Genomic DNA, 24,314 nt, shown 5'->3' with positions numbered 1-24,314 from the left:
TGTCGGCAAATGCCTTATAATTGCCGCCATCTTTAACATAAAAACTAAAATCTCCAAGGAATTTCACATGGATTTACGCAAGCTCAAGACCCTCATCGATCTGGTCGCTGAATCGGATATCGCTGAACTGGAAGTAACGGAAGGCGAAAGCAAAGTCCGTATCGTTAAATCTTCCCCAGTCCCACAGAATCAAGTTGTCATGATGCAGCCAGGCATGCAACAGCAATATGCTCCTGCAGCTTCCGCACCTGTTGCAGCCGCCGCGCCAATCGCAGCCGCTCCAGTGGAAGCCACAGGCCACGTCGTCAAATCGCCTATGGTCGGCAGCTTCTACCGCTCATCCGCTCCAGGCTCGCCGGCATTCGTCGAAGTCGGTTCGGTTGTCAAAGAAGGCGACACATTGTGCATTATTGAAGCAATGAAGTTGTTGAATGAAATCGATGCTGACGCTTCCGGCGTCATCAAAGAAATCCTGGTCGAAAATGGTCAGCCGGTCGAATTTGGCCAACCGTTGTTTATCATCGGCTAATGATGGAAGCTTGGGGTCATACAGGCGACTACGCCGCCCCATCTTCACTCTCGCTGATTTGATTTCATCCTTTAACGACGAGTCCAATTTCCACTATGTTTGAAAAAATTCTTATCGCCAATCGTGGCGAAATCGCGCTTCGTATCCAGCGCGCTTGCCGCGAAATGGGCATCAAGACCGTGGTTGTTCATTCCGAAGCAGACCGCGATGCCAAATACGTCAAGCTGGCCGACGAGTCCGTTTGTATCGGACCTGCGCCATCGGCACTCAGCTATCTGAATATGCCTGCCATCATCAGCGCTGCTGAAGTGACTGATGCTGAAGCGATTCACCCTGGCTACGGCTTCTTGTCTGAAAACGCTGATTTTGCGGAACGCGTAGAGCAATCCGGTTTCGTCTTCATCGGCCCACGTTCTGAATCCATACGCATGATGGGCGACAAAGTGTCGGCCAAGCAGGCGATGATCAAAGCTGGTGTGCCATGCGTACCCGGCTCGGAAGGCGCATTGCCGACCGACACCAAAGAAATCATCCAGATCGCCCGTAAAATCGGCTATCCAGTCATCATCAAGGCAGCAGGCGGTGGCGGTGGACGCGGTATGCGCGTCGTGCACACCGAAGCAGCATTGTTGAACGCTGTCACGATGACCAAGACTGAAGCTGGTGCCGCATTCGGCAATCCAGAAGTCTATATGGAGAAATATCTGGAAAATCCACGTCACGTGGAAATCCAGATTCTGGCCGACGAACATAAAAATGCCATCTGGCTGGGCGAGCGCGACTGCTCCATGCAGCGCCGCCACCAAAAAGTGCTGGAAGAAGCACCAGCACCTGGCATCCCACGCAAAACAATCGAACGCATCGGTGACCGTTGCGCCGAAGCTTGCCGCAAGATGGGTTATCGCGGCGCAGGTACGTTTGAGTTCCTGTACGAAAACGGCGAGTTCTATTTCATTGAAATGAACACCCGCGTGCAAGTTGAACATCCGGTGACTGAAATGATTACCGGCATCGACATCGTGCAAGAACAGATCCGCATCGCTGCCGGTGAGAAACTGCGTTTCCGCCAACGTGACGTGATCTTGAGCGGCCACGCCATCGAATGCCGTATCAATGCTGAAGATCCGTTCAAGTTCACACCATCGCCAGGCAAGATCATTTCCTGGCATGCACCAGGTGGCCCAGGAATACGCGTCGATTCACACGCATACGCCGGCTACTACGTTCCGCCTAACTACGATTCGATGGTTGGCAAAGTCATTGCATACGGCGCAACACGTGAGCAAGCTATCAAGCGTATGCAAATTGCCTTGTCGGAGATGGTTGTTGAAGGTATTCAAACCAACATCCCATTGCATCGTGAGTTGATGGTTGATGCCCGCTTTATCGAAGGCGGCACCAACATTCATTACCTCGAGCAAAAATTGGCGAACAAACCTGATTTGCCAAAAGAACCAAAAGCGTAATTGCAGCATCCAACGCGCAAGCGTTGTTATTCTCTAGCGGCTTGCTCCGCGACCGCCGTAACAATAGATAAGCATCTGTTGTTACGGCGAGTACAACAAATCATCATTCACCCCACCTGCTTCAGGCAGACAGCCAATATAATGGCTGACAGTAAAGTACATTGAGGTATTCATGAGCTGGACCGAAATCGTGATCGAAGTCGCCCGTACGCATGCGGAAGCATTGTCCGATGCGTTGATGGAAGCTGGCGCATTGTCGGTCTCGGTAGAAGATGCCGATTTCGGTACCGATGCCGAGCAACCGCTATTCGGCGAACCCGGCATGGAGCCAAAAGAAGCCGCATGGGAACACAGCCGCGTCGTCGCACTCACTCCGGTTGAGTCCGATCAGGCTGCCATCGTGGCCGAAGCAGCCAACGCTGTTGGCCTGGCAGCCGCCGATGTTGTCTTTACATTACGTCCGGTTGCTGAGCAGGATTGGGTACGTTTAACGCAATCGCAATTCGAACCCATTCATATCGGCAAAAACATCTGGGTTGTTCCAAGCTGGCACGATGCTCCTGATCCGGATGCACTGGTGTTGGAGCTGGATCCTGGTCTCGCCTTCGGTACCGGTAGCCACCCAACCACACGTCTCTGCATGGAATGGCTGGAAGCAAACCCACCAACCGATTTAAGCGTACTCGACTACGGTTGTGGTTCCGGCATCCTCGCCATGGTGGCAGAAAAACTGGGCGCGGCAAAAGTCATCGGCATCGATATTGATCCGCAAGCTATTCAATCAGCCATCTTCAATACTGAACGCAATCATTGCGATATCGCGTATTACGTACCAGACGAATTCGCCACATCCGGCCACGCACACGCATTCGACGTCGTCGTTGCCAACATCCTCGCCAACCCATTGAAATTGATGGCACCGATGTTGTCGGGACGCGTCAATCCAGGCGGCAAACTGGTGTTGTCAGGCGTACTCGCTACTCAAGTAGATGAAGTCACTGCTGCTTATGCGCCATTCATCGCGCTGAGCGTATGGGCTGAGCACGAAGGCTGGGTCGCCCTCGCCGGTCACCTGCCATCCGGTACTGAATCGTCAGGCCGACAATAGCGCACACCATGGCACTCGCGACTCAATGTCCTCACTGCCAAACGACGTTTCGCGTCGCGCATGATCAATTGAAGTTGCGCGCAGGGCTGGTGCGCTGCGGCTACTGCAAGGAAATTTTCAACGGCATCGAGAATCTGCTGCCATCAGAAGATGCCGCACCAGTCACTCCCGCCCCTGTTGCCAGTGACACTCCGGTAACCGAAGCGCCAGCACCTGCCGTCACAGAATCCGCAACAGCGCCCATACAAACATCGGATGAAACGGATGAAGTAGCTGCTGCGAGCGAAGAGGCGATCATTACCCCTCCTCCGGCCAGCAAAATAGATTTCGACATCCCCGCCGGCTTTGAGCGTGACGCCGATATCCATACGGCAATATCCACATACGAAGAAAACAAACCGGAAGATCCGTTGCAACGGATGACCTTGCTGGACTTCACGCGCGATCTACCGGATGAAATCACTGCCGAAACTGCTCAGTCTACATACGACCCGAATGCACCCGACGAGTTAGACGAAGCGATGAAGGATTTGCAGCGCAGACCATGGCGCGGCAGTAAAAAATCCGCCCGCGCAGAAGAACACGATGCACTGGATGAAGTCGATGCGGAAGATGAACCTAGCTTTCTCAAACATGGTCGCCAGCGACAACGTCTGAGCCGGAAATTACGCATTTTCCTGAGCGTAGGCTCCTTCGTTTTACTCATTGCAGCACTTGTGCAGAGTACTTACGTATTCCGCAATCAAATCGCCGGCTGGTTCCCGGAGGCAAAACCCATACTCACGCAAATGTGCAGCATGCTCAATTGCCGTATCGATCTGCCAGCCCAGATAGACCAAGTATCTATCGAGTCCAGCGAATTACAAACGCTAGCCACCAACAAAGATACGTTTGTACTCACTACGCTGCTACGCAACTACAGCAGCACGCCACAAGAGTGGCCGCATATTGAACTCACCCTTAACGATACAAATGAAAAACCGCTATTGCGCCGCGTTTTCAATCCGACCGATTACCTCAGCAGTGCCGAAGACATGCGACTCGGCTTTGCCTCCCGTAGCGAACGCAGCGTAAAACTGTCTTTTGAACTGGCGCAAATCAAGGCATCCGGTTACCGCGTGTATTTGTTCTATCCCTGATTAGCAGCGTTCATACATTCAGTAAGCACGGGACTAAATCAGACCGCTTTAGCCATCAGCAAGAAACTCCGTATCGTCAGACTCTGGCCGCAGGCGAAATACACAGTGTATGATTGCGACCAATTTCCTATTCTTTACCTAACATTTTCCATCCCTACCTATGAAATCCTTAATCTGTGGCTCCGTCGCTTTCGATACGATCATGTCCTTCGAAGGTCGCTTTTCTGAATCATTGCTGGCCGACCAACTGCACAAAATCAATGTGTCCTTCCTGGTACCGACCATGCGCCGTGAGTTTGGCGGTTGTGCCGGCAATATCGCCTACAACCTGAAATTGCTCGGTGGCGATCCGCTCATCATGGCAACCATAGGTCAGGATGACGCATCCTATCGCGAGCGTCTGGAACAATTGCAGATTTCACAGCAATGCCTCAAGACCATCGACGACGCCTACACCGGCCAGGCGCTCATCACGACAGATGCAGATGGCAACCAGATCAATGCATTCCATCCGGGTGCCATGAGCTTCTCGCATTACAACAAGGTAGCTGATGCCGGTGATGTAGCGATTGCCATCGTCGCACCAGACGGCCGTGACGGTATGTTGCAACATGCTCAGCATTGCGCTGACTTGAACATTCCCTTGATCTTCGATCCGGGCCAAGGCTTGCCTATGTTCAACGGTAACGAATTGAAGAACTTCATTGAATTGGCGACCTATGTTGCCGTCAATGATTACGAAGCGGAATTATTAACCGGGCGTACAGGTCTGTCGCTGCAGGAAATTTCCCAACGCGTTTCGGCATTGGTTGTTACTCGCGGCGAACAAGGCGCGGAAATCTTCAGCGGCAACGAACATCTGATGATTCCGTGCGTAAAGGCAGAGAAGGTTGTAGATCCAACCGGCTGTGGCGACGCATTCCGTGCCGGCATGCTGTTTGGTTTGACCAATGGTATGGATTGGGCGACAACTGGACGTCTGTCCAGCCTGATGGGTTCCATCAAGATCGCACATCAAGGTCCACAGAACCACGTATTGTCACGTACAGAGATCGACGACCGCTTCCATCAAGCGTTCGGCTATCGACTGTAAGCAAAGCGATGCAAGATGTGCTGGCGATAGACTCCTTCGCCAGCACAGTAGAAAATCTTATCTCAGAGCAATGACGCAACCAGCGTCGTCACCAACTGAATTGCTATCCTCAGCAAGATCAGCGCGACCAGCGGTGACAAATCGATCGTCCCTATCAAGGGCACAATGCGACGCAATGGCCGCATCAGCGGATCGTTCAAAGCACGCACAAATGGCGCCAGCGGCGCATGTGGATTGACCCAGCTAAAAATCACCTCGATCAGGATCAAACCGATCAAGCCATATAGTGCCCACTGAACAACGCGCAGCACTGCCAACAGCAATACCGTCTGCGGTGTAAAGCCACCACTCAACCACACATCAAAGGCCGTCGCCAGCAACGCGACCAGGAACGCGCCAATCACGCTAGCCCAATCGTAACCACCGGCACCCGGCAATACGCGACGCAAAGGACGTACCAGCCAATCAGTCAATTTATACGTAAATTGCGCAAGCTCTATCGGCGGGCGTACACGCACAGCTTGCATCCAAAATCTGAGCAATAAAGCACCGGCCAGCACTACAGCAACGGTGTCAATAATCAGCGTAAATACACTATCCAGCACGGAGGCTCCTTAAAAAAAAACCGCTGTGCGACAAAAGCCACACAGCGGGATTGTGCCTGAATTTAACCAGGCGCATCCAAGCGAACCTGGATTTACGGACGTGTGCCCGTTGGAAACGGCCATGCTGCTGCCGGATTCAACACCGTCTTGACTGCAGGCGCTGCTACTGCTGCTGGCTTGGCTGCAGGCTTTTTAGGCGCTGCTGCTTTTTTAGCGACAGGCTTTTTAGCTACTGCTTTCTTAGCCACTGCTTTTTTAGCGACAGGCTTCTTAGCTGCTGCTTTTTTAGCTACTGGCTTTTTGGCTACAGCCTTTTTAGCTGCTGGCTTTTTAGCTGCTGCTTTTTTAGCCGCTGGCTTTTTGGCTGCTGCTTTTTTAGCCGCTGGCTTTTTCTTAGCAACGACTTTTTTAGCTACAGCTTTCTTAGCTACTGGCTTTTTGGCTGCTGCTTTTTTAGCCACTGGCTTTTTCTTAGCAACGACTTTTTTAGCTACAGCTTTTTTAGCTACTGGCTTTTTGGCTGCTGCTTTTTTAGCCACTGGCTTTTTAGCTACAGCTTTCTTAGCGACAGGCTTTTTAGCTGCTGCTTTTTTAGCTACCGGTTTTTTGGCGGCTGGTTTTTTTGCTGCAACTGGTTTTTTAGCTGCTGCTTTCTTTGCAGCAGGTTTCTTAGCTGCTGGTTTTTTTGCTGCTGTTGCCATTTTGTTTCTCCTTCACGTGATGGAAAAAATCAAGCTTCTAGGTTTGAAACCCTCCCGCACCATCGCGATGGTTTGGGCGAATTATTCATCGGCACAAGCGTACTTGTTGCTTGCGCTAATGAATTCGGCTCCAGCTGAACTGCTGCATCCCCTCACTTATGCAGCACTTCAGCCTTACATGACTATGCGTACGTCGTAGCAGCGCTACCGCTATAGCCAAAAAAAACGCCAGCGTACACGCCAGCATTGGAATTCTGTTTCTGAAAGAACAAACTTTTTTTAAAGAAAAAAGCCGCCTCACCTGACTGAATCAGATGATGCGGCTTGAGCAGATGAGATCGTATCGGTCTTCTACTGTTCATTAAATTTGGTTGTTGCCTTTCCTGTTTTCTGCAGTCTTTGTAATTCCTGTTGATAGCGACTGCATGTTGGGAACTACTTTTTGGTGCTGTTCAATTCGCGTTTGCTACCACGCGATGTTCAAATTATTTATTCCCAGTTGAGCGCGCCACCTGTCTGGTATTCGATGACCCGCGTCTCAAAAAAGTTACGCTCTTTTTTCAGATCGATCATTTCGCTCATCCATGGGAATGGATTTTCTTCTTGTTCGAACATCGGTTCCAAACCGATTTGTTGTGCACGGCGATTTGCGATGAATCTCAAATAACCCTTGAACATCGGTGCGTTCAGTCCAAGCACTCCACGCGGCATTGTATCCTCTGCGTAGCGATATTCCAACTCTACTGCGCGTAAAAACAACGTTTTAATTTCTTCGCGAAATTGCGGGGTCCACAAATGCGGATTTTCGAGCTTGATCGTGTTGATCAAATCGATGCCGAAGTTGCAGTGCATCGACTCGTCACGCAGGATGTATTGATACTGCTCTGCAGCACCCATCATCTTGTTTTGACGACCGAGCGCGAGGATCTGTGCGAAGCCGACATAGAAGAACAAGCCTTCCATCAAGCACGCGAATACGATCAACGAACGCAGCAATGTCTGATCGGTTTCAACCGTACCGGTCTTGAACTCAGGATCAGTCAGCACATCAATGAATGGAATCAGGAATTGATCCTTGTCGCGGATCGATTCGACTTCATTGTAAGCATTGAAGATTTCGCCTTCGTCCAGACCGAGCGATTCAACGATGTATTGGTAAGCGTGAGTATGAATCGCCTCTTCAAATGCCTGACGCAACAGGTACTGACGGCACTCTGGCGCCGTGATGTGGCGATAGGTACCGAGCACGATGTTATTGGCAGCCAGCGAATCCGCCGTGACGAAAAAGCCGAGGTTACGCTTGACCAGACGACGCTCGTCATCGGTCAGACCGTTCGGATTTTTCCACAGTTCAATATCGCGCTGCATGTTGATTTCTTGCGGCATCCAGTGGTTTGCGCAACCAGCCAGATATTTGTCCCAGGCCCATTTGTATTTGAACGGGACCAATTGATTGACGTCAGTTTTACCGTTGATGATGCGCTTGTCGGCTGCATTCATGCGACGAGTCGGATCAACGCCATCGGCAGACTTCTCCACCACAACCGGATTCAGTGCGACATCTTGCTGCGTTTGCACACGTTGCGCAGCTGCGTCACGTACTTGCTGCAGAACCGGTTGCAATGCAGGCTGCGGTTGCGCTGGTGCTGCCGGAGTAACTTCTTCATCCCAACTTAGCATGACTTATTTCCTTATTCGTATTCTGCTGATGCTCTTGGCATCGCTACTGCAGCACAAAACCTTATAGTGCTTTGGCTACATTCTTTGACTCAAGTTCAATCTAGCATCGCGAAGCGTGTTTATTTTCACTTCGCGATGCTGCTTTTTGCTGCTTATTGGCAGGCTTCGCACTCTTCAAATCCGGCATCACCAGGACGCAACATGCAAGCTGGACCGTCCGTCTCTTGTGCTGATACACCGGAAGATGAGCCGCTACCGGAATCTACCGAGTTCAATGCGCCCGTTTTCGAGGTCGATTTCTCAGTATGCGTTGCACCCATGGTACGCAGGTAGTAAGTGGTTTTCAGGCCACGCAACCATGCCAATTTGTAGGTGTCGTCGAGTTTTTTGCCCGATGCGCCAGCCATGTAGATATTCAGCGATTGCGCTTGATCTATCCATTTTTGACGACGCGATGCGGCTTCCACCAACCACGATGGCTCAACTTCGAATGCTGTTGCGTAAATCGCACGCAGGTCTTGCGGAATGCGATCAATCTTCGCCAGGCTGCCGTCGAAGTATTTGAGATCGGAGATCATGACTTCATCCCACAAGCCACGTGCTTTCAGATCACGCACCAAGTATTCATTGATTTCGGTGAATTCGCCGGACAAGTTCGATTTGACGTACAGATTCTGGTAAGTCGGTTCGATACAAGCCGAAACACCAATAATGTTGGAAATCGTCGCTGTCGGTGCAATCGCTACGCAGTTGGAATTGCGCATGCCGAATTGCTGAATACGTGCACGCAATGGCGCCCAATCCAGCGATTCGCTCATATCTGTTTCCAGATAACCGCCGCGCTCTTCTGCCAGCAATTTAAGCGAATCCTGCGGCAGGATGCCACGATCCCACAAGGAACCTTTGTACGAACTGTAGCTACCGCGCTCTTCTGCCAGCTCGGTCGATGCGTAGTAAGCGTAATAGCAGACTGCTTCCATCGATTTATCAGCAAATTGCACTGCATCATTGGACGCATATGGAATACGCATCATATGCAAGCAATCCTGGAAACCCATAATACCGAGACCGACTGGACGATGACGCAGGTTGGAATCACGTGCTTTATCGACTGCGTAGTAATTGATATCAATCACGTTATCAAGCATGCGCATCGCGGTACGGATGGTTTTTTGCAGTTTGACGTGATCCAGCTGGCCGTCCTTCATATGCGCCGGCATGTTGACCGAACCCAAGTTACAGACTGCGATTTCCGATTCATTGGTATTGAGCGTGATCTCGGTGCACAGATTCGAGCTGTGAACGACACCGACGTGCTGCTGTGGCGAACGGATGTTGCATGGGTCTTTAAATGTGATCCATGGATGGCCGGTTTCGAACAGCATGGACAACATCTTGCGCCACAGATCCAGCGCCTGGATGGTCTTGAACAGTTTCAACTCGCCGCGCGCAGCTTTGGCTTCGTAGCCGGTGTAAGCCGCTTCAAATGCTTTGCCGACTTTGTCATGCAAGTCTGGTGTATCGGATGGCGAGAACAAGGTCCACTCGCCTTTTTCCATGACACGCTTCATGAACAGATCCGGGATCCAGTTCGCGGTATTCATATCATGCGTACGACGACGATCATCGCCAGTGTTTTTACGCAGGTCGAGGAATTCCTCGATATCCATGTGCCAGGTTTCCAGGTAGGCGCAGACCGCACCTTTGCGTTTACCGCCTTGGTTAACCGCAACAGCGGTGTCGTTGACCACTTTCAGGAATGGCACCACACCTTGCGAACGGCCATTGGTACCTTTGATATGCGCGCCGAGCGAACGAACTGGCGTCCAGTCGTTACCCAAGCCGCCAGCGTATTTCGCCAACAATGCGTTTTCCTTGATGGCATCGTAAATGCCAGCCAAGTCATCGCCCACTGTTGTCAAATAGCATGACGACAATTGCGAACGCTGTGTACCGGAATTGAACAGGGTTGGTGTCGAGCTCATGAAGTCAAAGCTCGACAACAGGTTGTAGAACTCGATTGCGCGTTCTTCGCGATTGCTTTCGCTCAGTGCCAAGCCCATTGCAACGCGCATGTAGAACGCTTGCGGCATTTCGATACGTTGATCGGCAATATGCAGGAAGTAACGGTCATACAAGGTTTGCAGACCGAGGTAGCCGAATTGCAGATCGCGCTCTGGCTTCAATGCTTCAGCCAGTCTTTTCAGATCAAATTCGCCCAATTTGGCATCGAGCAGTTCTGCTGCGATACCTTTTTGGATGAATTGCGAAAAATAGACCAGGTACTCTGCCGGCGCAGCGGCTTGCGCCACTTCTCTGCCGAATACTTCTTTACGAATTGTGTGCATCAGCAAACGTGCTGTCACGGTGCTGTATGCAGGATCTTTTTCCATCAGCGCGCGTGCTGCCAGGATTGCCGACTTGTGCAATTCTTCAACCGGTACGCCGTCATACAGATTCTTGACTGTTTCGCGCAGGATGGCTTCTGCATCAACGTGTTTTTCGAGTCCGATGCAAGCTGCATTGATCAGGTCACGGACTTGATTCATGTCCAGCGGACGACGCTGGCCATTTTCGGTGACGTGTAATTGGTTCTCGGATTCAACGGTAGGCTTAGCTGCATGCTGCTGCGCACGCTCTTCCATCCGTTTAAAACGATACAAGACATAAGCGCGCGCAACATCGTGCTCGCCCGAACGCATCAGCGCCAATTCAACTTGATCCTGGATATCTTCGATGTGGAAAGTACCGCCAGCTGGTTGGCGACGCACCAAAGCGTTCACCACACTGGAAGTCAATTGTTCAACCAATTCACGGACGCGCGCGGATGCCGCACCTTGTCCGCCATTGACAGCCAAAAAGGCCTTGGTCACAGCGATGGAAATTTTCGACGGTTCGAAACCGACGACGGCGCCATTACGGCGCAAGATGCGATAGTCGCCCAAAGCTGCACTATTAGTATCAGAGGTCGATGCTGCAACCGCGAGGGGCGCGATATTGCCAATGTCTGTCGGCGACTTGGCTAAAGTTTCTTGCGTAGAGTGCATTACGACTCCTTCGATAAGGGTTGTCGGCAATATTGCCGTACTTGTTTTAAGAGAGAAAACCGGTGCTACCGGTTTCGCGAAAATCATTCGTATGAGCCGTATATATAGTCAACGCATGCTTGCGTTGAACGCTAATACCGACACTATCTATATGACATCTGTTCAGAACTCCCTACTAATATGAATTAACAAATTACTTTGAGGCGCTAGAACTGAACAAACTGAAGGTGGGACCGATAAATTCACTACATCTAGTGCGAAAGCTACGATCTGCACTAATTCTAGTGCGCGAAACTCAAGGATGCAATCAATTTTTCAGTAGTTTTCGATATATTTTTTTATATGAATATATGGGATTGCCACGCGGTATTTTTTACATTATGCGGAACGCCAAATCTGCCGATTCAGTGCCCATATTGATCGCTGTGCGTTGCAAGGAACGATAGCGTGCTTCGTACTTCTCCCAGTCAAAAAACGGCCCTGGATCGGTCTTGCGACCTGGTGCGATATGCTCATGGCCAGTAACGTTCATTAAAGGATAACTAGCTTTTAATGCAACAGTTAATGATGCCAGCGCAGCGTATTGCGCATCTTCAAATGGTACAAAGTCCGTACCTTCCAACTCAATCCCAATCGAAAAATCGTTGCAACGCTCCTGCCCGCAAAAGGAAGAAGCGCCAGCATGCCATGCCCGATCATTCGCCGAAACGAATTGCAACACTGAACCATCCCGACGAATTAAAAAGTGTGCCGAAACACGTAAAGGTCGCAACTGATCGAAATAGGGGTCCGCATTGTAATCTAATTGATTCAAAAATAAATCAGAAATATACGAACCGCCAAACTGCCCCGGAGGCAAACTGATGTTATGCACAACGACTAATGCAATTTCTGTTCCTTCTGCCCGCACATCAAAATTAGGTGATGGCAGGCGCGTAACACCTGCGGCCCAACCGTCTGCATCGATCTGAAATGGTGATGGTCTGTTCTGCACGGTCTTATTCCGGTGCATTAATATCTAGTCGCTGCATGCGATAGCGCAATTGACGAAAGCTGATACCGAGCAGTTCGGCTGCTTGCGTACGATTGAATTGTGTTTTGCTTAAGGCACGTCGAATGATTTCGCGTTCGACATCGTCCAGATGATCCGGCAGTGATTCCGGCAAGTCACGCGCAGAAGAAGTGACGCTTGTCGCCATCTCCACTACTTTCACATCTGACGGAGCGGCGAGAAGTTCTGCTTGCGGAGCAACAGCCACGGCTTTCGCTGCATTTGGCGCCTTCAATACCAGATCAGCAACCTCTATCAATCCATCGTTGGAAAATGCCAATGCACGTTCCAGTATGTTTTCCAGCTCGCGCACGTTGCCGGGGAAGGAGTAATGCTGCAGCGCTTCCAGTACAGCTGGCGTCAATGTGGTTTGCTCAGCACCCAGTCGCGTCAAAATCGTTTTTGCCAGCAAGGCAATATCGTCCAGACGCTCACGCAGTGGTGGCAAATTCAGTTCGATCACGTTTAGGCGGTAATACAAATCCTGCCGAAACGTCCCTTTGCCGACGCAGTCGTGCAAGTTTTGATGCGTCGCACTAATAATACGGACATCAACCGGCTCTTCAACTGTAGCGCCGACCTTGCGCACGCGACGTTCCTGGATCGCGCGCAGCAATTTGACTTGCATCGCCAGCGGCAGATCAGCCACTTCATCCAGCAACAAAGTGCCGCCGTTGGCTGCCTGGAAGAAGCCATCTCTATCGTCCACCGCACCGGTAAACGCACCTTTGCGGTAGCCGAAGAATTCCGCCTCCATCAAATTTTCCGGGATCGCGCCGCAATTGACTGCGATAAAAGATTTGTCGCTACGTGCACTTTGCGCATGGATATCGCGTGCGGCCAATTCCTTGCCGCTGCCGGATTCCCCGCTGATCGCAACCGGCGCCATGCTGCGTGCCAGACGTGCGATTTGTGCACGCAAGGCTTGCATCGCATCCGATTGCCCCATCAAACGCAACGCAGTCGGTGCAACAGTTTTTTCGCTGGGCTGATCCGTGCCAGTCTGGCTGATGCGCAAAGCAGAACGCACCATCACGCGCAATTGCTCCAGTCCTACTGGCTTGGATAAATAATCGAAGGCACCTGCCTTCAATGCCACAACCGCATTGTCGGCGCTGCCAAACGCTGTAATGACGGCAACCGGTGTGTTCTTGTATTGCGCGGTAATTTCCTGCACCAACTCTATGCCCAAGCCGTCCGGCAAGCGCATATCGGTCAAGACTAGTGCGTATTCATTTTTGGCAAGATAGTCGCGCGCGACAGTCAGATTCTGGGCGCTATCGATATCCAAGCCCATTTTGACGAGTGTGATTTCCAGCAGTTCACGCAGATCTGCCTCATCATCAACAATCAGGATGCGAGGTGAAGTCATTGCGTGCAGCTTTTACGGTTGATCGACATTTAAACAGCTTCGTTAGTGGCAAAAGTAATCACAAATCGACCGGATGGCGAATTGTGCCCATCATCCGTTCTATATTCATAGTTCAGCATCGCGCCATTATTCAGGCACAGTTCGCGCGCCAGATAAAGGCCTAGGCCAGTTCCTTTATTAGAGGTCGTATAAAACGGCTCGAATAAGTGGGCCCGGACTGCCGAACTAATCTGCAATCCATTGTCTTGCACGTGCAGTTCAAGTCTATGTCCAATATTGGACACTATATAGATGCGGATACTGCCGGGCGCACCACTCGCGTAGCGTAACGCATTTGTCAGCAAGTTCAAGACGATTTCGCGCAAATGCAACGGATCGAAACGGACTTTATACGGCTTCATATCACCGACCTCTATGATGCCTTCCTGCAGTTCATGTGTTTCTCGCAACTCGGCCAAAACATCATCAAACAGCAGCCCAAGACTAAGCGGCTCGTGATACTGATGCGCCTTGCGCGACAGCTTCAAGATGTCTTCAATCATGCGATTCAAGCGCGCCACATTTTCACTGATGATGGTAAGCAGGCGGCGCTGACTTGCCTTCGGCTCGTCTTCTATCAACAGTGAGGTGGCGTGACCGATTGCAGACAAGGGATTACGTACCTCATGCGCGATACTTGCGGTCAGACGGCCCATCGATGCCAGCTTCAGTTGCTGCGCCTGATTTTCGATTTCAGTCACATCCTGCAAAAAGATCACGACGCGATCTTCCAGTACGCCGTCTGCATCCACTTTGGCAAAACGCAATTTCAAATGCGTCATCAACTCACGGCGACCACCCATGATTGTCGTACCACCTTGCAAGGTATTGTCTTCCGTATGCTTGATGAAAACAAAGGTCGGCGCCTGTGTATTCGCCTGAGTGGGCGCACGCAAACCTGAATTAGCACTCCAGGAAGAATAAGCCGCAGCTATCGGTGCCAGCCACACCATATCTGATAGTTTGCCGTATGCTTTTTCATGTGGAAATGTCAGCCCCAGCATGCGTGCAGCCGCTGGGTTACTTGTCAACACGCGCCCCTTGCGATCGACCACCAGAATGCCATCTTCCATGTCGGCGATAACCAGGCGATTGATCACCTGTTGCACATGCAAGGCTCTACCCCGTCCCAGCGCCAGCGATTCCTGCTTGATCAGACGTGCAGCCAGCCGGTTAATCGCAAAGATGACGATGAAAAATGCCGCGCCATACAAACCCACCTGCGAAGATGAGATGTCCGCATTTTCATTCAGCAACTGATAACCATTTTCTGCCAGCAGCACTAAAGTAACAGCCGAGACAAAAAACAATGCCAGCACCAGCGGCGCAAGAATTGCCCCACCCGCCAACGGGAATAAATACAGAATCGCCAAGCCGCTCTTGATACCGCCGGCCGACAAATACAGCATGGTGATTGCCGCAATATCAACCGCTATCTGTACTACTACCTGCAGCAGGAAGCGACGACGCCAGTACAAAGACAGCAACACAAAAACCAGTGCTAGCACCAGATAAACAATACAAGCGTCCCAGAAGCGCTCTTTGTGCAGCCATAACTTGCCTGCACTCATGCCGAAATAACCGAGCAAAACACCCACAATCAAAGTACGCGTCAGAGTAAACGCCTGCAAGGTACGCCAGAACGTCGCCCGCGTATCCTCTGGGACAGGTTTGATGCTGGTCATGAATCAGCGCGCAACATGTTGGCGACGATGTTCATCGCTGCAAAATGCCGTATTGGCAGAATTGAATACCGCTTCGGAGGCAGGAAAATGTATTCCGCAATGCGCACAAGTCAGCATGGCCTCGCCCTCAAGAGCGGCAGCTTGCTGTTTCCTTGGAGGAGTATCAACCTTGGCCGATGATTTCTTACTGCGGAGTATCCAGATGACCGCGAAAATGACGACGGCCCACAACAACAACTTCATGCAAGACTCCGATGCAATATGACTTCAAACACGAAGCGGCTGCCGACATAGGCCAAAAACAAGGTCGCAAAACCCGTCAGCGTAAAACTCAGTGCCGTCTTGCCGCGCCAGCCTCGCCATTTGCGACCAGCCAGCAGCACACCAAACAACACCCACGACAACATCGTGAATATCGTTTTGTGATCCCACTTGAAAGCCTTGCCGAATAACTCTTCAGAGAAGATAACGCCTGACAATACCGTTAAGGTCAGCAAGAAAAAACCAAAACCGATCAAACGAAACAGCAATTTTTCCATCGTCAGCAACGCCGGCAGACGGTCTATCGCCAACGAGAACCAGCCCGTTTTTTGCACACTCACACGTGTATGCAGCTTGGATTCTTGCAAAGCCATCAGAACGGCATGGAAAGCCGCTATCGTTAAGGTGCTGTAAGCCAGCATCGCAATCGCAATATGCCATGGAAAAAGTGCCGATTTACCCATGAGTGGAATCATGCTGCCAGGGAAAATTGTAGGCAGCAGCACACCGACTGCCGCACACGGCAGCACCAGAATACGCAAACCATCCAGACTGAAATTGCGATTTTCCAACCAGTAAGCAGCGACAGAAATCCACAAGGCACCGGACAACATGATCGCAAATCCCATACGCAGCGCATCATGTCCGATCACGTCCACCCACAACGCGCCGCCATGCAAAAGCCAACCAATCAAGGTGCCTATGGAAATCGCCATGCGATTTTTTGACGGCAAAAATGCGCAAACCGCATAGAACAAAGCCGCCAAGACAAAAAAGTATGTGTACATTATTTAAGTTTACACCATGTGATCCGAACATCCTGCGGGAGAAAAGCCCAAACACCGCCACCGCACCTTGTTTCATGTTCTAGCAATTTCCATACTCAGCCCTCTTTGACAAGGCGCCGCGCTTATCGCAAGAATTGCTCTCGCGACATTACCATCAGCCGAGAGAAAACGCTTATACAACATGAATACATTGCAAGAATCCTTGCCTATCGCCTCATCCAGCACGGCACCTTGTCATTCAGACTAGAAGCCCCATTTCTGCTGACGCACTATATATAGAAGGTCAACGGACAACTATCTCTCATGCCTAGGCGCATCCGGCACCGCATCGGTTAAAATGAGGCTTGCCGCCGCAGTGTGTATTCCCCCACAGCAGCCTGTTGCTTCACCCTCTTTGATATTCAGCCATTCATTCATGCTCGACAATCTCACCCAACGCCTAGCCAAAGCCGTCAAAACCATGCGCGGAGAAGCGCGCCTGACGGAAACCAACACTGCAGAAATGCTGCGCGAAGTTCGTCTGGCCTTACTCGAAGCCGACGTTGCCCTGCCTGCCGTCCGCGAATTCATTAGCCGCGTCAAAGAAAAGGCGATGGGCGAAGATGTCATCGGTTCGCTCTCGCCTGGTCAGGCACTGGTCGGTGTGGTTCAACGCGAACTGGCCGCCATCATGGGCGCCGATCTCGGCCCGGAAGCATCACAACTCAACTTCGCTACCCAGCCGCCCGCTGTCATTCTGATGGCCGGTTTGCAGGGTGCTGGTAAAACGACCACCGTCGGTAAGCTGGCGAAGTATCTGCGTGAGCAAAAGAAGAAAAAAGTCCTGACTGTTTCCGCCGACGTCTATCGCCCTGCCGCGATTGGTCAGTTGCAAACCGTCACGGCGCAAGTTGGCGCAGACTTCTTCCCGTCGGAACCTACTGACAAACCAGTCGATATCGCGCTGGCCGCATTGGACTACGCCAAACGTCATTACCACGACGTTCTGATCATCGATACCGCCGGTCGCCTTGGCATCGACGAAGCCATGATGCTGGAAATCAAGGCTTTGCACGCAGCAGTCAAACCTATCGAAACCTTGTTTGTGGTCGACGCCATGCTGGGGCAGGATGCGATCAATACCGCCAAAGCGTTCAGTGATGCACTGCCTTTGACCGGTATCGTCCTGACCAAACTGGACGGTGACTCACGTGGCGGCGCCGCTCTGTCGGTACGCCACATCACTGGCAAACCAATCAAATTCGCTGGCGTCGCCGAAAAACTGGACGGCCTGGAAGCCTTCGATCCAGCCCGCATGGCTGATCGTATCCTTGGCATGGGCGACATTCTCGCGCTGGTCGAGGAAGCCCGCAAAGGCGTCGATATGGACGCCGCTGCCGGACTCGCGCAAAAGATCAAGGTCGGCGGCAAATTCGATTTGAACGATTTCAAATCTCAGTTGGCACAAATGAAAAAGATGGGCGGCATGTCCAATCTGATGGACAAACTCCCGGCGCAACTGCAACAGGCTGCCAGCGGTGCCAATATGGGCATGGCTGACAAACAAGTCATTCGCATGGAAGGCATCATCAATTCGATGACGCCGCAAGAACGCTCCAAACCGGAATTGATCAAAGCTTCGCGCAAACGTCGTATCGCGACCGGCGCCGGCGTTCAGGTACAGGAAGTCAACCGCATGCTGGCGCAATTCGATCAAATGCAGTCGATGATGAAGAAACTCAAAGGCGGCAATATGATGAAAATGATGCGCGGCATGAAAGGTATGTTGCCCGGCATGCGCTGATTTTCCCGTTTTATCTGGAAGCCCGGCTCGCTAGAGACCGGGCTTTTTTATGCCCAAACACTTTATCGCTCATAGTCGCATCCAAATCGAGAGCGATAACTCGCCCTAAAAACCCGCTCAAATCACCTTCCGACATCCTCTTTTCAGCTCTAAAAAATTCAGCAATATCCTTCGCACCATCAATACAAAAACAAGTCGAACGAAGCGAATAAACCATTCGCGCTTCCCTCTATGCTCGATACGTGGCGTCCAGCCTACAAATACAGAGGGAAACGCACAAAAAACACTTGCGTGGCAAGAAAAACCACACCACTATTGACGATGCGTGAATTGGCGCAATTTCCCAACACAATGTGAAGGAGGTTTGAAGATGGCAACAGCCAAAAAACCAGCGGCCAAAAAACCGGTCGCCAAGAAAGCAGCTGCGAAAAAACCAGTAGCAGCTAAAAAAGCAGCACCAGCAAAAAAAGCAGCGCCAGCTAAGAAAGCCGCTCCTGCAAAAAAAGTCGCCGCTAAAAAACCAGCAGCGAAAAAAGTAGCAGCGAAAAAGCCAGCAACTGCACGCAAGCCTAACGCAGCATTCATGAAACCAGTAACACCGTCCGCTCTGTTGGCCGCTGTTATCGGTGCCGCGCCAGCACCTCGCACTGAAGTAACTAAAAAAGTGTGGGAATACATCAAGAAGTTCAAGCTGCAAAATGAAGCCAACAAACGCATGATCGATGCAGATGAAAAGCTGAAAGCAGTCTTTGGCGGCAAGAAACAAGTATCCATGTTTGAAATGACTAAACTCATTTCGGGTCACTTGAAATAATTTGTCCGTGTGGCAAACAAAAACGCCCGCATCGCGCGGGCGTTTTTGTTTCTACTGGCAAGACACAGGCTTACTTTCTGCCAGCACTATCTTCCACAGCTACCGTCTTCAAAGGTTCGCGCTGATGCTCCCATTTTTTCCATGCAGCCAATACGGCATTCGGATATTCAGGGCGACCCCGACTACCGTTATAGCGACCCAGTGCCAGAAACAAATCGCCCTTCTCCATATCCAGATACATACGCAGGATAGAACAGCCGAAACGTAGATTGCTCTGCATGTGGAACAGCTTGCTGCGATCACCATCGCCTATCACACGCGTCCAGAACGGCATGACTTGCATGTAACCATGCGCACCAACCGGTGACACTGCGTACTTGCGGAATGCCGACTCCACCTGTATCAAACCCAATACCAAGGCAGGATCAAGTCCGGCACGTCGCGCCTCGTACCAGGTGGTGCGCAAGAATTCGATGCGCACCTGCTGGTCTGGAATCCGTTTGTAGAGCCGATCCGACATCTCGCCCAGCCAATGCAAATAATCGAGGCGTTCGCTGATATCGACAAATTGTGGAATCGGAGGACGCGGATCGGTAATCGCACGCGATAAAGCAATACGCACCGAATCCGCCATTGCTTCTTCTTTTTGATTACCGGCAAAGACTGTCGTTGCGCTCATCAACGTGAATGCACATGCACACGCGATGAGACGAAAGCGCCTCCGATATCCAGGCAACGATGACGCCAGCACAGTCAGCGAACGATGAGCCATTTCATCGATAGTCATCTTGAAATGGCTCATAGTCGTATTCACTGTCACTTGGCGCATCGCAGGCGCTTACGCAGCCAGTTTGGCTTTAACGAAGGTCAGCATTTCATCCAGCGCAACCGGCGTGGCTGCAGCATCGCGACGACCTTGATATTCGAGCTTGCCTTCTTTCAGACCGCGATCACCGACCACGATACGATGCGGCACGCCGATCAACTCCCAATCGGCAAACATCGCGCCTGGACGCTCACCACGATCGTCCAGAATCACGTCAACGCCAACAGCTTGCAAGGCATCGTACAGCTTGTCGGTTTCTGCCTTGACGCCTTCGCTACGGTCATATCCCATAGGGCACAAGACCACTTCAAACGGTGCCAGTGCGGTCGGCCAGATGATGCCTTTATCGTCGAAGTTCTGTTCGATTGCCGCACCCAGAATGCGTGTCACACCGATGCCGTAGCAACCCATTTGTATCAATTGTGGTTTGCCGTTCTCATCCAGATACGTTGCCTTCATCGATTCGGAATACGCCGTACCCAACTGGAAGACGTGACCAACTTCGATGCCGCGTTGAATCGCCAGCACACCCTTGCCGTCCGGCGAAGGATCGCCTTCCACCACATTACGGATATCAAATACCTGTGCTTCCGGTAAATCACGTCCCCAGTTCACACCAGTGAAATGGAAATCGACTTCGTTCGCGCCACAGACAAAGTCATGCATGTTGGCAACGGTGCGATCGACCACCACGTTCACAGGCTTTTTGGTATTGAGTGGACCGAGGTAGCCAGGTGGCGTGCCGAACCATTCAACGATTTCTGCTTCATTGGCGAAGCGGTAACCGGCAATGCCCGGAATTTTCGCGGCTTTGACTTCATTCAGTTCATGATCGCCACGCAACAGCAAGAGCCAGACTTGCTTGCTGACGACACCTTTTTCTTCTTTTTCCACCGTCAGGACGATGGATTTGACGGTTTGCGCCAATGGCAAATTCAGCAAGGCAGCCACGTCTTCACATTTGGCCTTGCCCGGCGTCGCCGTCTTGGTCAAAGCCTGCGTTGCTGCGCCACGTTCGGCAGTCAAAGGCAAGGCTTCTGCCGCTTCCATATTCGCCGCGTAATCGGAATTCGGGCAGTAGACGATGGCATCTTCGCCAGTATCGGCAATGACGTGGAATTCATGCGAACCAGAACCGCCGATCGCGCCGTTATCTGCAGCCACCGCGCGGAACTGCAAGCCGAAGCGATTGAAGATTTTGACGTAGGCATCGAACATGTTCTGGTAGGAACGCTTCAAGCCATCGACATCACGATCGAAGGAGTAAGCGTCTTTCATCGTGAATTCACGACCGCGCATCAGGCCAAAGCGTGGACGGCGCTCATCGCGGAATTTGGTCTGGATATGATAAAAATTGATAGGCATCTGGCGGTAGGATTTGATTTCCGACCGCACAACATCGGTCACGACCTCTTCCGAAGTTGGCTGAATCGCGTAATCGCGGCCATGTCTATCCTTGACGCGCATCAATTCGGCGCCCATTTTGTCCCAGCGACCGGTTTCCTGCCACAGCTCGGCTGGTTGCACTAATGGCATCAACAGCTCGATCGCGTTAGCCCGATTCATTTCCTCCCGGACAATCGCTTCCACCTTGCGGATCACGCGCAAACCCATAGGCATATAGGTATAGATACCAGAGCCGATGCGCTTGATCATGCCAGCGCGCATCATCAGTTTATGACTGACGATTTCTGCGTCGGAAGGAGCTTCTTTGAGAGTGGAAATGAAAAAACGGGATGCGCGCATGACGATGAATTCTTTTTAAAAAGAGAGAGGGTTATAATCAACTCAATTTTAAAGGATTAGCAGGCTGATGCACCCACTCTTCGTACAATTGATTGCACTCTCCGTTGTTCGCGCGTCATTGCGCGAGCCGACGGTATAAGGCCGCACAGGTGACAATGTTCGATTGAGGGGCCGTTAGTCGCAGAAAGTTTTGAGGTACAACATGCTGGACCGTGAAGGCTTTCGCCCTAACGTCGGCATCATTCTGATCAATACCCGGAATGAGGTGTGGTGGGGCAAGCGGGTGCGTGAGCATTCGTGGCAATTTCCACAAGGCGGCATTAAATTTGGCGAGACCCCCGAGCAGGCGATGTATCGCGAGCTGGAAGAAGAAGTCGGCTTACGGGCGGAACACGTCAAAATCATCGGTCGCACACGCGACTGGCTACGCTATGAAGTCCCCGATCATTTCATCAAACGGGAAATTCGTGGTCATTACAAGGGCCAGAAACAAATCTGGTTTCTGCTGCGCATGGTCGGACGCGATTGCGATGTCAATCTGCGCATGACTGAGCATCCGGAATTCGATGCATGGCGTTGGCACGACTACTGGGTTCCACTCGATGTCGTCATCGAATTCAAGCGGGATGTGTATCAACGCGCATTGCAGGAATTATCACGTTTTCTGTCGCGCCCGGCACCGCACGTCCCTCCACAACACAACACGGCGCGTTACTTGCGGCAGACTCACACCTCGCACAGAAGCGACGAGCCACCTACTGAAAAGACCAAACCCGACAATGAATAAGTCTTTCTTTCTCTCGCGCAAATTGGCGCAAACAGTGCTCGGAATGCTGCTTTTAGCTACGGCACAGATTTCCATTGCGCAACAGCCGGAATACAACAAAGGCTTTGACAATGAAGAGGCCCAACCATGGGAAGAAATAGAAGCAGAGCTGCCGCCCGCTCCCAAGGCTGAAAACCTGCAACCCTTCTATGTCGGACCAACCACCACCCAAACCTTTGCGCTGGATACAAAATCACTAGTGATAGGCAAAGACGGCGTCATACGCTACACGCTGGTCGCTGTCAGCCCTGGCGGCGCTAAAAATATCAGTTACGAAGGCATACGCTGCGCAACCTTCGAGAAGAAGATTTATGCCTTCGGCCGTGACGATGGTAGCTGGGGACGAGCACGAAACAGTCAGTGGGAAGTCATCGTTCGCAGCAAAGTAAACCGCCAGCATGCGGCATTGGCACAGGACTACTTTTGCAGCAATCTGACGATAGTCGGGAATGAAAAAGATATGTTGGAACGCATGAAATACCGCAAAACACTAACGGATGATTTGTTGCGCGAATAAATAAAAAAGGGCGCAATTTAAATTGCGCCCTTTTTTATTGCAGCCGACTCATTACAGCTTAATTAGTTACAGCAAGACCAGATTGTCTCTGTGTATCAGTTCCGGCTCTTCGACAAAGCCGAGTATGGACGCAATGTCCGCTGAAGGTTTACGCATGATGCGACGCGCATCTGAACTGGCGTAATTACTGATACCACGTGCAATCGCATGGCCGGATTGATCAACGCAGGTAATAACATCACCACGACCAAAGCTACCGCTCACGTCAGTCACACCGATAGGTAATAAGGATTTGCCTTCGGCAGTCAATTTTTGTACCGCACCACTATCCAGCACCACCGCACCCGCTGTTTGCAGATGATCAGCCATCCATTGCTTGCGCGCGGTCAGTTGTGCAGTTTGTGCCGTCAATTGCGTACCGATGGCTTCACCAGAAGCCAGACGCGTCAGTACATTGTCTTCGCGGCCCCAGGCAATTACGGTATGCGCGCCGGATAAAGCAGCCCGCTTGGCAGCAAGAATTTTCGTCAACATACCACCGCGACCGAGACTGCTACCAGCGCCGCCTGCCATCGCTTCCAGCGTCACATCACCAGCCTTGGCGTCATGAATGAACACAGCATTCGGGTCTTTACGCGGATCGGCGCTGAACAAGCCGCGTTGATCGGTCAGGATAATCAAGGCATCCGCCTCGATCAGATTCGCGACCAAAGCACCCAATGTATCGTTATCACCGAATTTGATTTCGTCTGTGACGACGGTATCGTTTTCATTGATGATGGGAACTACGCCCAGACGCAACAAAGTGAATAAGGTCGAACGTGCATTCAGATAACGTTCACGATCGGCCAAATCCGCATGCGTCAACAATATCTGCGCAGTCCGGACATCGTGCTGACGGAAACTGGTCTCGTAAATCTGTGCCAAACCCATCTGGCCAACTGCAGCACAGGCCTGCAATTCATGAATGCCAACCGGACGTTTTTCAAAACCAAGGCGCTGCATGCCTTCAACAATCGCACCAGAACTCACCAGCACCACTTCTTTGCCTAGTGCCCGTAACTGAGCGATTTGCGCAGCCCATTTTTGTATGGCATTAGCGTCGAGACCTTTACCGTCATTGGTGACGAGTGAGGAACCGACTTTGATGATGACGCGTTTGGCTTGTTGAATGACGGAGTCCATGCTTTTAACCCGGCTCTGTTTTAGTTTTGATTCACCTGGAACGGTGATAATGC

At 51.4% G+C, this 24,314-nt stretch carries 22 protein-coding genes; 9 read left to right on the top strand and 13 right to left on the bottom strand.

Going from position 1 to position 24,314, the window contains the following annotated elements; translation table 11 throughout:
• The first annotated feature begins 67 nt into the window (after nt 1–67).
• From accB to AC07N2_RS07695, 5 genes are all read left to right on the top strand, one after another.
• Nucleotides 68–529 carry an acetyl-CoA carboxylase biotin carboxyl carrier protein gene (gene accB / locus AC07N2_RS07715; protein WP_494777711.1) on the top strand — a complete coding sequence of 154 codons (462 nt, stop codon included), beginning with the start codon at nt 68–70 and terminating at the stop codon, nt 527–529.
• A 95-nt stretch (nt 530–624) separates the two neighbouring features.
• On the top strand, nt 625–1,995 hold the full coding sequence (gene accC / locus AC07N2_RS07710; RefSeq protein ID WP_076593381.1) for an acetyl-CoA carboxylase biotin carboxylase subunit: 1,371 nt from the start codon (nt 625–627) through the stop codon (nt 1,993–1,995).
• A gap of 172 nt (nt 1,996–2,167) precedes the next feature.
• Nucleotides 2,168–3,103 carry a 50S ribosomal protein L11 methyltransferase gene (gene prmA / locus AC07N2_RS07705; protein ID WP_494777710.1) on the top strand — a complete coding sequence of 312 codons (936 nt, stop codon included), beginning with the start codon at nt 2,168–2,170 and terminating at the stop codon, nt 3,101–3,103.
• Between the two features lie 8 nt (nt 3,104–3,111).
• Nucleotides 3,112–4,242, top strand: a complete 1,131-nt coding sequence (locus AC07N2_RS07700) for a DUF3426 domain-containing protein (RefSeq protein ID WP_494777709.1) — start codon at nt 3,112–3,114, stop codon at nt 4,240–4,242.
• Between the two features lie 160 nt (nt 4,243–4,402).
• Nucleotides 4,403–5,335, top strand: a complete 933-nt coding sequence (locus AC07N2_RS07695) for a carbohydrate kinase family protein (RefSeq protein WP_494777708.1) — start codon at nt 4,403–4,405, stop codon at nt 5,333–5,335.
• Nucleotides 5,336–5,397: 62 nt separating this feature from the next.
• On the opposite strand, the gene AC07N2_RS07690 is transcribed toward AC07N2_RS07695, so the two are convergent.
• The 9 genes from AC07N2_RS07690 to AC07N2_RS07650 all read right to left on the bottom strand — a co-directional run bounded on the left by AC07N2_RS07690 (nt 5,398) and on the right by AC07N2_RS07650 (nt 16,564).
• Nucleotides 5,398–5,940, bottom strand: a complete 543-nt coding sequence (locus tag AC07N2_RS07690; RefSeq protein ID WP_494777707.1) for a YggT family protein — start codon at nt 5,938–5,940, stop codon at nt 5,398–5,400.
• 92 nt (nt 5,941–6,032) lie between these two features.
• A complete protein-coding gene (locus AC07N2_RS07685; RefSeq protein WP_494777706.1) occupies nt 6,033–6,641 on the bottom strand; it encodes a histone H1-like DNA-binding protein in 609 nt (202 codons plus the stop codon).
• 489 nt (nt 6,642–7,130) lie between these two features.
• Entirely contained in the window at nt 7,131–8,321 is a 1,191-nt protein-coding gene (locus AC07N2_RS07680; RefSeq protein ID WP_494777705.1) for a ribonucleotide-diphosphate reductase subunit beta, read from the bottom strand.
• 152 nt (nt 8,322–8,473) lie between these two features.
• Nucleotides 8,474–11,368, bottom strand: a complete 2,895-nt coding sequence (locus AC07N2_RS07675) for a ribonucleoside-diphosphate reductase subunit alpha (RefSeq protein ID WP_494777704.1) — start codon at nt 11,366–11,368, stop codon at nt 8,474–8,476.
• A 373-nt stretch (nt 11,369–11,741) separates the two neighbouring features.
• Nucleotides 11,742–12,380: a 1,6-anhydro-N-acetylmuramyl-L-alanine amidase AmpD gene (gene ampD / locus AC07N2_RS07670; RefSeq protein ID WP_494777703.1), complete on the bottom strand. Its 639-nt coding sequence runs from the start codon at nt 12,378–12,380 to the stop codon at nt 11,742–11,744.
• Nucleotides 12,367–13,791, bottom strand: a complete 1,425-nt coding sequence (locus AC07N2_RS07665; RefSeq protein ID WP_494777702.1) for a sigma-54-dependent transcriptional regulator — start codon at nt 13,789–13,791, stop codon at nt 12,367–12,369. Before AC07N2_RS07665 ends, ampD begins: the two co-directional genes overlap by 14 nt.
• A 29-nt stretch (nt 13,792–13,820) precedes the next feature.
• Nucleotides 13,821–15,515, bottom strand: a complete 1,695-nt coding sequence (locus AC07N2_RS07660) for a sensor histidine kinase (protein ID WP_494777701.1) — start codon at nt 15,513–15,515, stop codon at nt 13,821–13,823.
• A gap of 3 nt (nt 15,516–15,518) precedes the next feature.
• Entirely contained in the window at nt 15,519–15,758 is a 240-nt protein-coding gene (locus tag AC07N2_RS07655) for a PP0621 family protein (RefSeq protein WP_494777700.1), read from the bottom strand.
• Complete coding sequence (locus tag AC07N2_RS07650; RefSeq protein WP_494777699.1) at nt 15,755–16,564, bottom strand: cytochrome C assembly family protein; 810 nt, start codon at nt 16,562–16,564, stop codon at nt 15,755–15,757. The genes AC07N2_RS07655 and AC07N2_RS07650 overlap by 4 nt, the downstream gene beginning before the upstream one ends.
• Before the next feature lie 415 nt (nt 16,565–16,979).
• On the opposite strand from AC07N2_RS07650, the gene ffh reads away from it, so the two are divergent.
• Complete coding sequence (ffh, locus tag AC07N2_RS07645; protein WP_494777698.1) at nt 16,980–18,347, top strand: signal recognition particle protein; 1,368 nt, start codon at nt 16,980–16,982, stop codon at nt 18,345–18,347.
• Between the two features lie 10 nt (nt 18,348–18,357).
• Here the strand turns inward: ffh and AC07N2_RS07640 are convergent, their stop codons facing one another.
• Nucleotides 18,358–18,564, bottom strand: coding sequence for a hypothetical protein (locus tag AC07N2_RS07640; RefSeq protein ID WP_494777697.1), 207 nt, complete (start codon nt 18,562–18,564; stop codon nt 18,358–18,360).
• Nucleotides 18,565–18,717: 153 nt separating this feature from the next.
• Between AC07N2_RS07640 and AC07N2_RS07635 the strand changes: the two genes are divergently transcribed.
• On the top strand, nt 18,718–19,161 hold the full coding sequence (locus AC07N2_RS07635) for an SWIB/MDM2 domain-containing protein (protein WP_076593367.1): 444 nt from the start codon (nt 18,718–18,720) through the stop codon (nt 19,159–19,161).
• A 70-nt stretch (nt 19,162–19,231) separates the two neighbouring features.
• On the opposite strand, the gene AC07N2_RS07630 is transcribed toward AC07N2_RS07635, so the two are convergent.
• Nucleotides 19,232–19,840 carry a lytic transglycosylase domain-containing protein gene (locus AC07N2_RS07630; protein ID WP_494778131.1) on the bottom strand — a complete coding sequence of 203 codons (609 nt, stop codon included), beginning with the start codon at nt 19,838–19,840 and terminating at the stop codon, nt 19,232–19,234.
• A gap of 159 nt (nt 19,841–19,999) precedes the next feature.
• Nucleotides 20,000–21,733, bottom strand: coding sequence for a proline--tRNA ligase (locus AC07N2_RS07625; protein ID WP_494777696.1), 1,734 nt, complete (start codon nt 21,731–21,733; stop codon nt 20,000–20,002).
• 202 nt (nt 21,734–21,935) lie between these two features.
• Here AC07N2_RS07625 and AC07N2_RS07620 point away from each other — a divergent pair, with 202 nt between their 5' ends.
• Nucleotides 21,936–22,520 carry an RNA pyrophosphohydrolase gene (locus AC07N2_RS07620; RefSeq protein ID WP_494777695.1) on the top strand — a complete coding sequence of 195 codons (585 nt, stop codon included), beginning with the start codon at nt 21,936–21,938 and terminating at the stop codon, nt 22,518–22,520.
• Nucleotides 22,513–23,076 (top strand): CNP1-like family protein, encoded by a 564-nt coding sequence (locus AC07N2_RS07615; RefSeq protein ID WP_494777694.1) that lies wholly within the window; start codon nt 22,513–22,515, stop codon nt 23,074–23,076. Before AC07N2_RS07620 ends, AC07N2_RS07615 begins: the two co-directional genes overlap by 8 nt.
• A gap of 66 nt (nt 23,077–23,142) precedes the next feature.
• Here the strand turns inward: AC07N2_RS07615 and proB are convergent, their stop codons facing one another.
• Nucleotides 23,143–24,261, bottom strand: coding sequence for a glutamate 5-kinase (proB, locus tag AC07N2_RS07610; RefSeq protein ID WP_494777693.1), 1,119 nt, complete (start codon nt 24,259–24,261; stop codon nt 23,143–23,145).
• Nucleotides 24,262–24,314 lie beyond the last annotated feature (53 nt).

It is taken from the genome of Herminiimonas sp. GW821-FHT09C12 (assembly GCF_059416385.1).
Note: the sequence above shows the minus strand (reverse complement) of the source record. Positions and strands in the feature narration are given on the sequence as shown.

Bases quoted from the DNA above. Each gene is read 5' to 3' on its own strand.
- accB (WP_494777711.1), top strand. From the start codon at position 68: ATGGATTTACGCAAGCTCAAGACCCTCATCGATCTGGTCGCTGAATCG.
- accC (WP_076593381.1), top strand. From the start codon at position 625: ATGTTTGAAAAAATTCTTATCGCCAATCGTGGCGAAATCGCGCTTCGT.
- prmA (WP_494777710.1), top strand. From the start codon at position 2,168: ATGAGCTGGACCGAAATCGTGATCGAAGTCGCCCGTACGCATGCGGAA.
- AC07N2_RS07700 (WP_494777709.1), top strand. From the start codon at position 3,112: ATGGCACTCGCGACTCAATGTCCTCACTGCCAAACGACGTTTCGCGTC.
- AC07N2_RS07695 (WP_494777708.1), top strand. From the start codon at position 4,403: ATGAAATCCTTAATCTGTGGCTCCGTCGCTTTCGATACGATCATGTCC.
- AC07N2_RS07685 (WP_494777706.1), bottom strand. From the start codon at position 6,641: ATGGCAACAGCAGCAAAAAAACCAGCAGCTAAGAAACCTGCTGCAAAG.
- AC07N2_RS07680 (WP_494777705.1), bottom strand. From the start codon at position 8,321: ATGCTAAGTTGGGATGAAGAAGTTACTCCGGCAGCACCAGCGCAACCG.
- AC07N2_RS07675 (WP_494777704.1), bottom strand. From the start codon at position 11,368: ATGCACTCTACGCAAGAAACTTTAGCCAAGTCGCCGACAGACATTGGC.
- ampD (WP_494777703.1), bottom strand. From the start codon at position 12,380: ATGCACCGGAATAAGACCGTGCAGAACAGACCATCACCATTTCAGATC.
- AC07N2_RS07665 (WP_494777702.1), bottom strand. From the start codon at position 13,791: ATGACTTCACCTCGCATCCTGATTGTTGATGATGAGGCAGATCTGCGT.
- AC07N2_RS07660 (WP_494777701.1), bottom strand. From the start codon at position 15,515: ATGACCAGCATCAAACCTGTCCCAGAGGATACGCGGGCGACGTTCTGG.
- AC07N2_RS07655 (WP_494777700.1), bottom strand. From the start codon at position 15,758: ATGAAGTTGTTGTTGTGGGCCGTCGTCATTTTCGCGGTCATCTGGATA.
- AC07N2_RS07650 (WP_494777699.1), bottom strand. From the start codon at position 16,564: ATGTACACATACTTTTTTGTCTTGGCGGCTTTGTTCTATGCGGTTTGC.
- ffh (WP_494777698.1), top strand. From the start codon at position 16,980: ATGCTCGACAATCTCACCCAACGCCTAGCCAAAGCCGTCAAAACCATG.
- AC07N2_RS07640 (WP_494777697.1), bottom strand. From the start codon at position 18,564: ATGGTTTATTCGCTTCGTTCGACTTGTTTTTGTATTGATGGTGCGAAG.
- AC07N2_RS07635 (WP_076593367.1), top strand. From the start codon at position 18,718: ATGGCAACAGCCAAAAAACCAGCGGCCAAAAAACCGGTCGCCAAGAAA.
- AC07N2_RS07630 (WP_494778131.1), bottom strand. From the start codon at position 19,840: ATGAGCGCAACGACAGTCTTTGCCGGTAATCAAAAAGAAGAAGCAATG.
- AC07N2_RS07625 (WP_494777696.1), bottom strand. From the start codon at position 21,733: ATGCGCGCATCCCGTTTTTTCATTTCCACTCTCAAAGAAGCTCCTTCC.
- AC07N2_RS07620 (WP_494777695.1), top strand. From the start codon at position 21,936: ATGCTGGACCGTGAAGGCTTTCGCCCTAACGTCGGCATCATTCTGATC.
- AC07N2_RS07615 (WP_494777694.1), top strand. From the start codon at position 22,513: ATGAATAAGTCTTTCTTTCTCTCGCGCAAATTGGCGCAAACAGTGCTC.
- proB (WP_494777693.1), bottom strand. From the start codon at position 24,261: ATGGACTCCGTCATTCAACAAGCCAAACGCGTCATCATCAAAGTCGGT.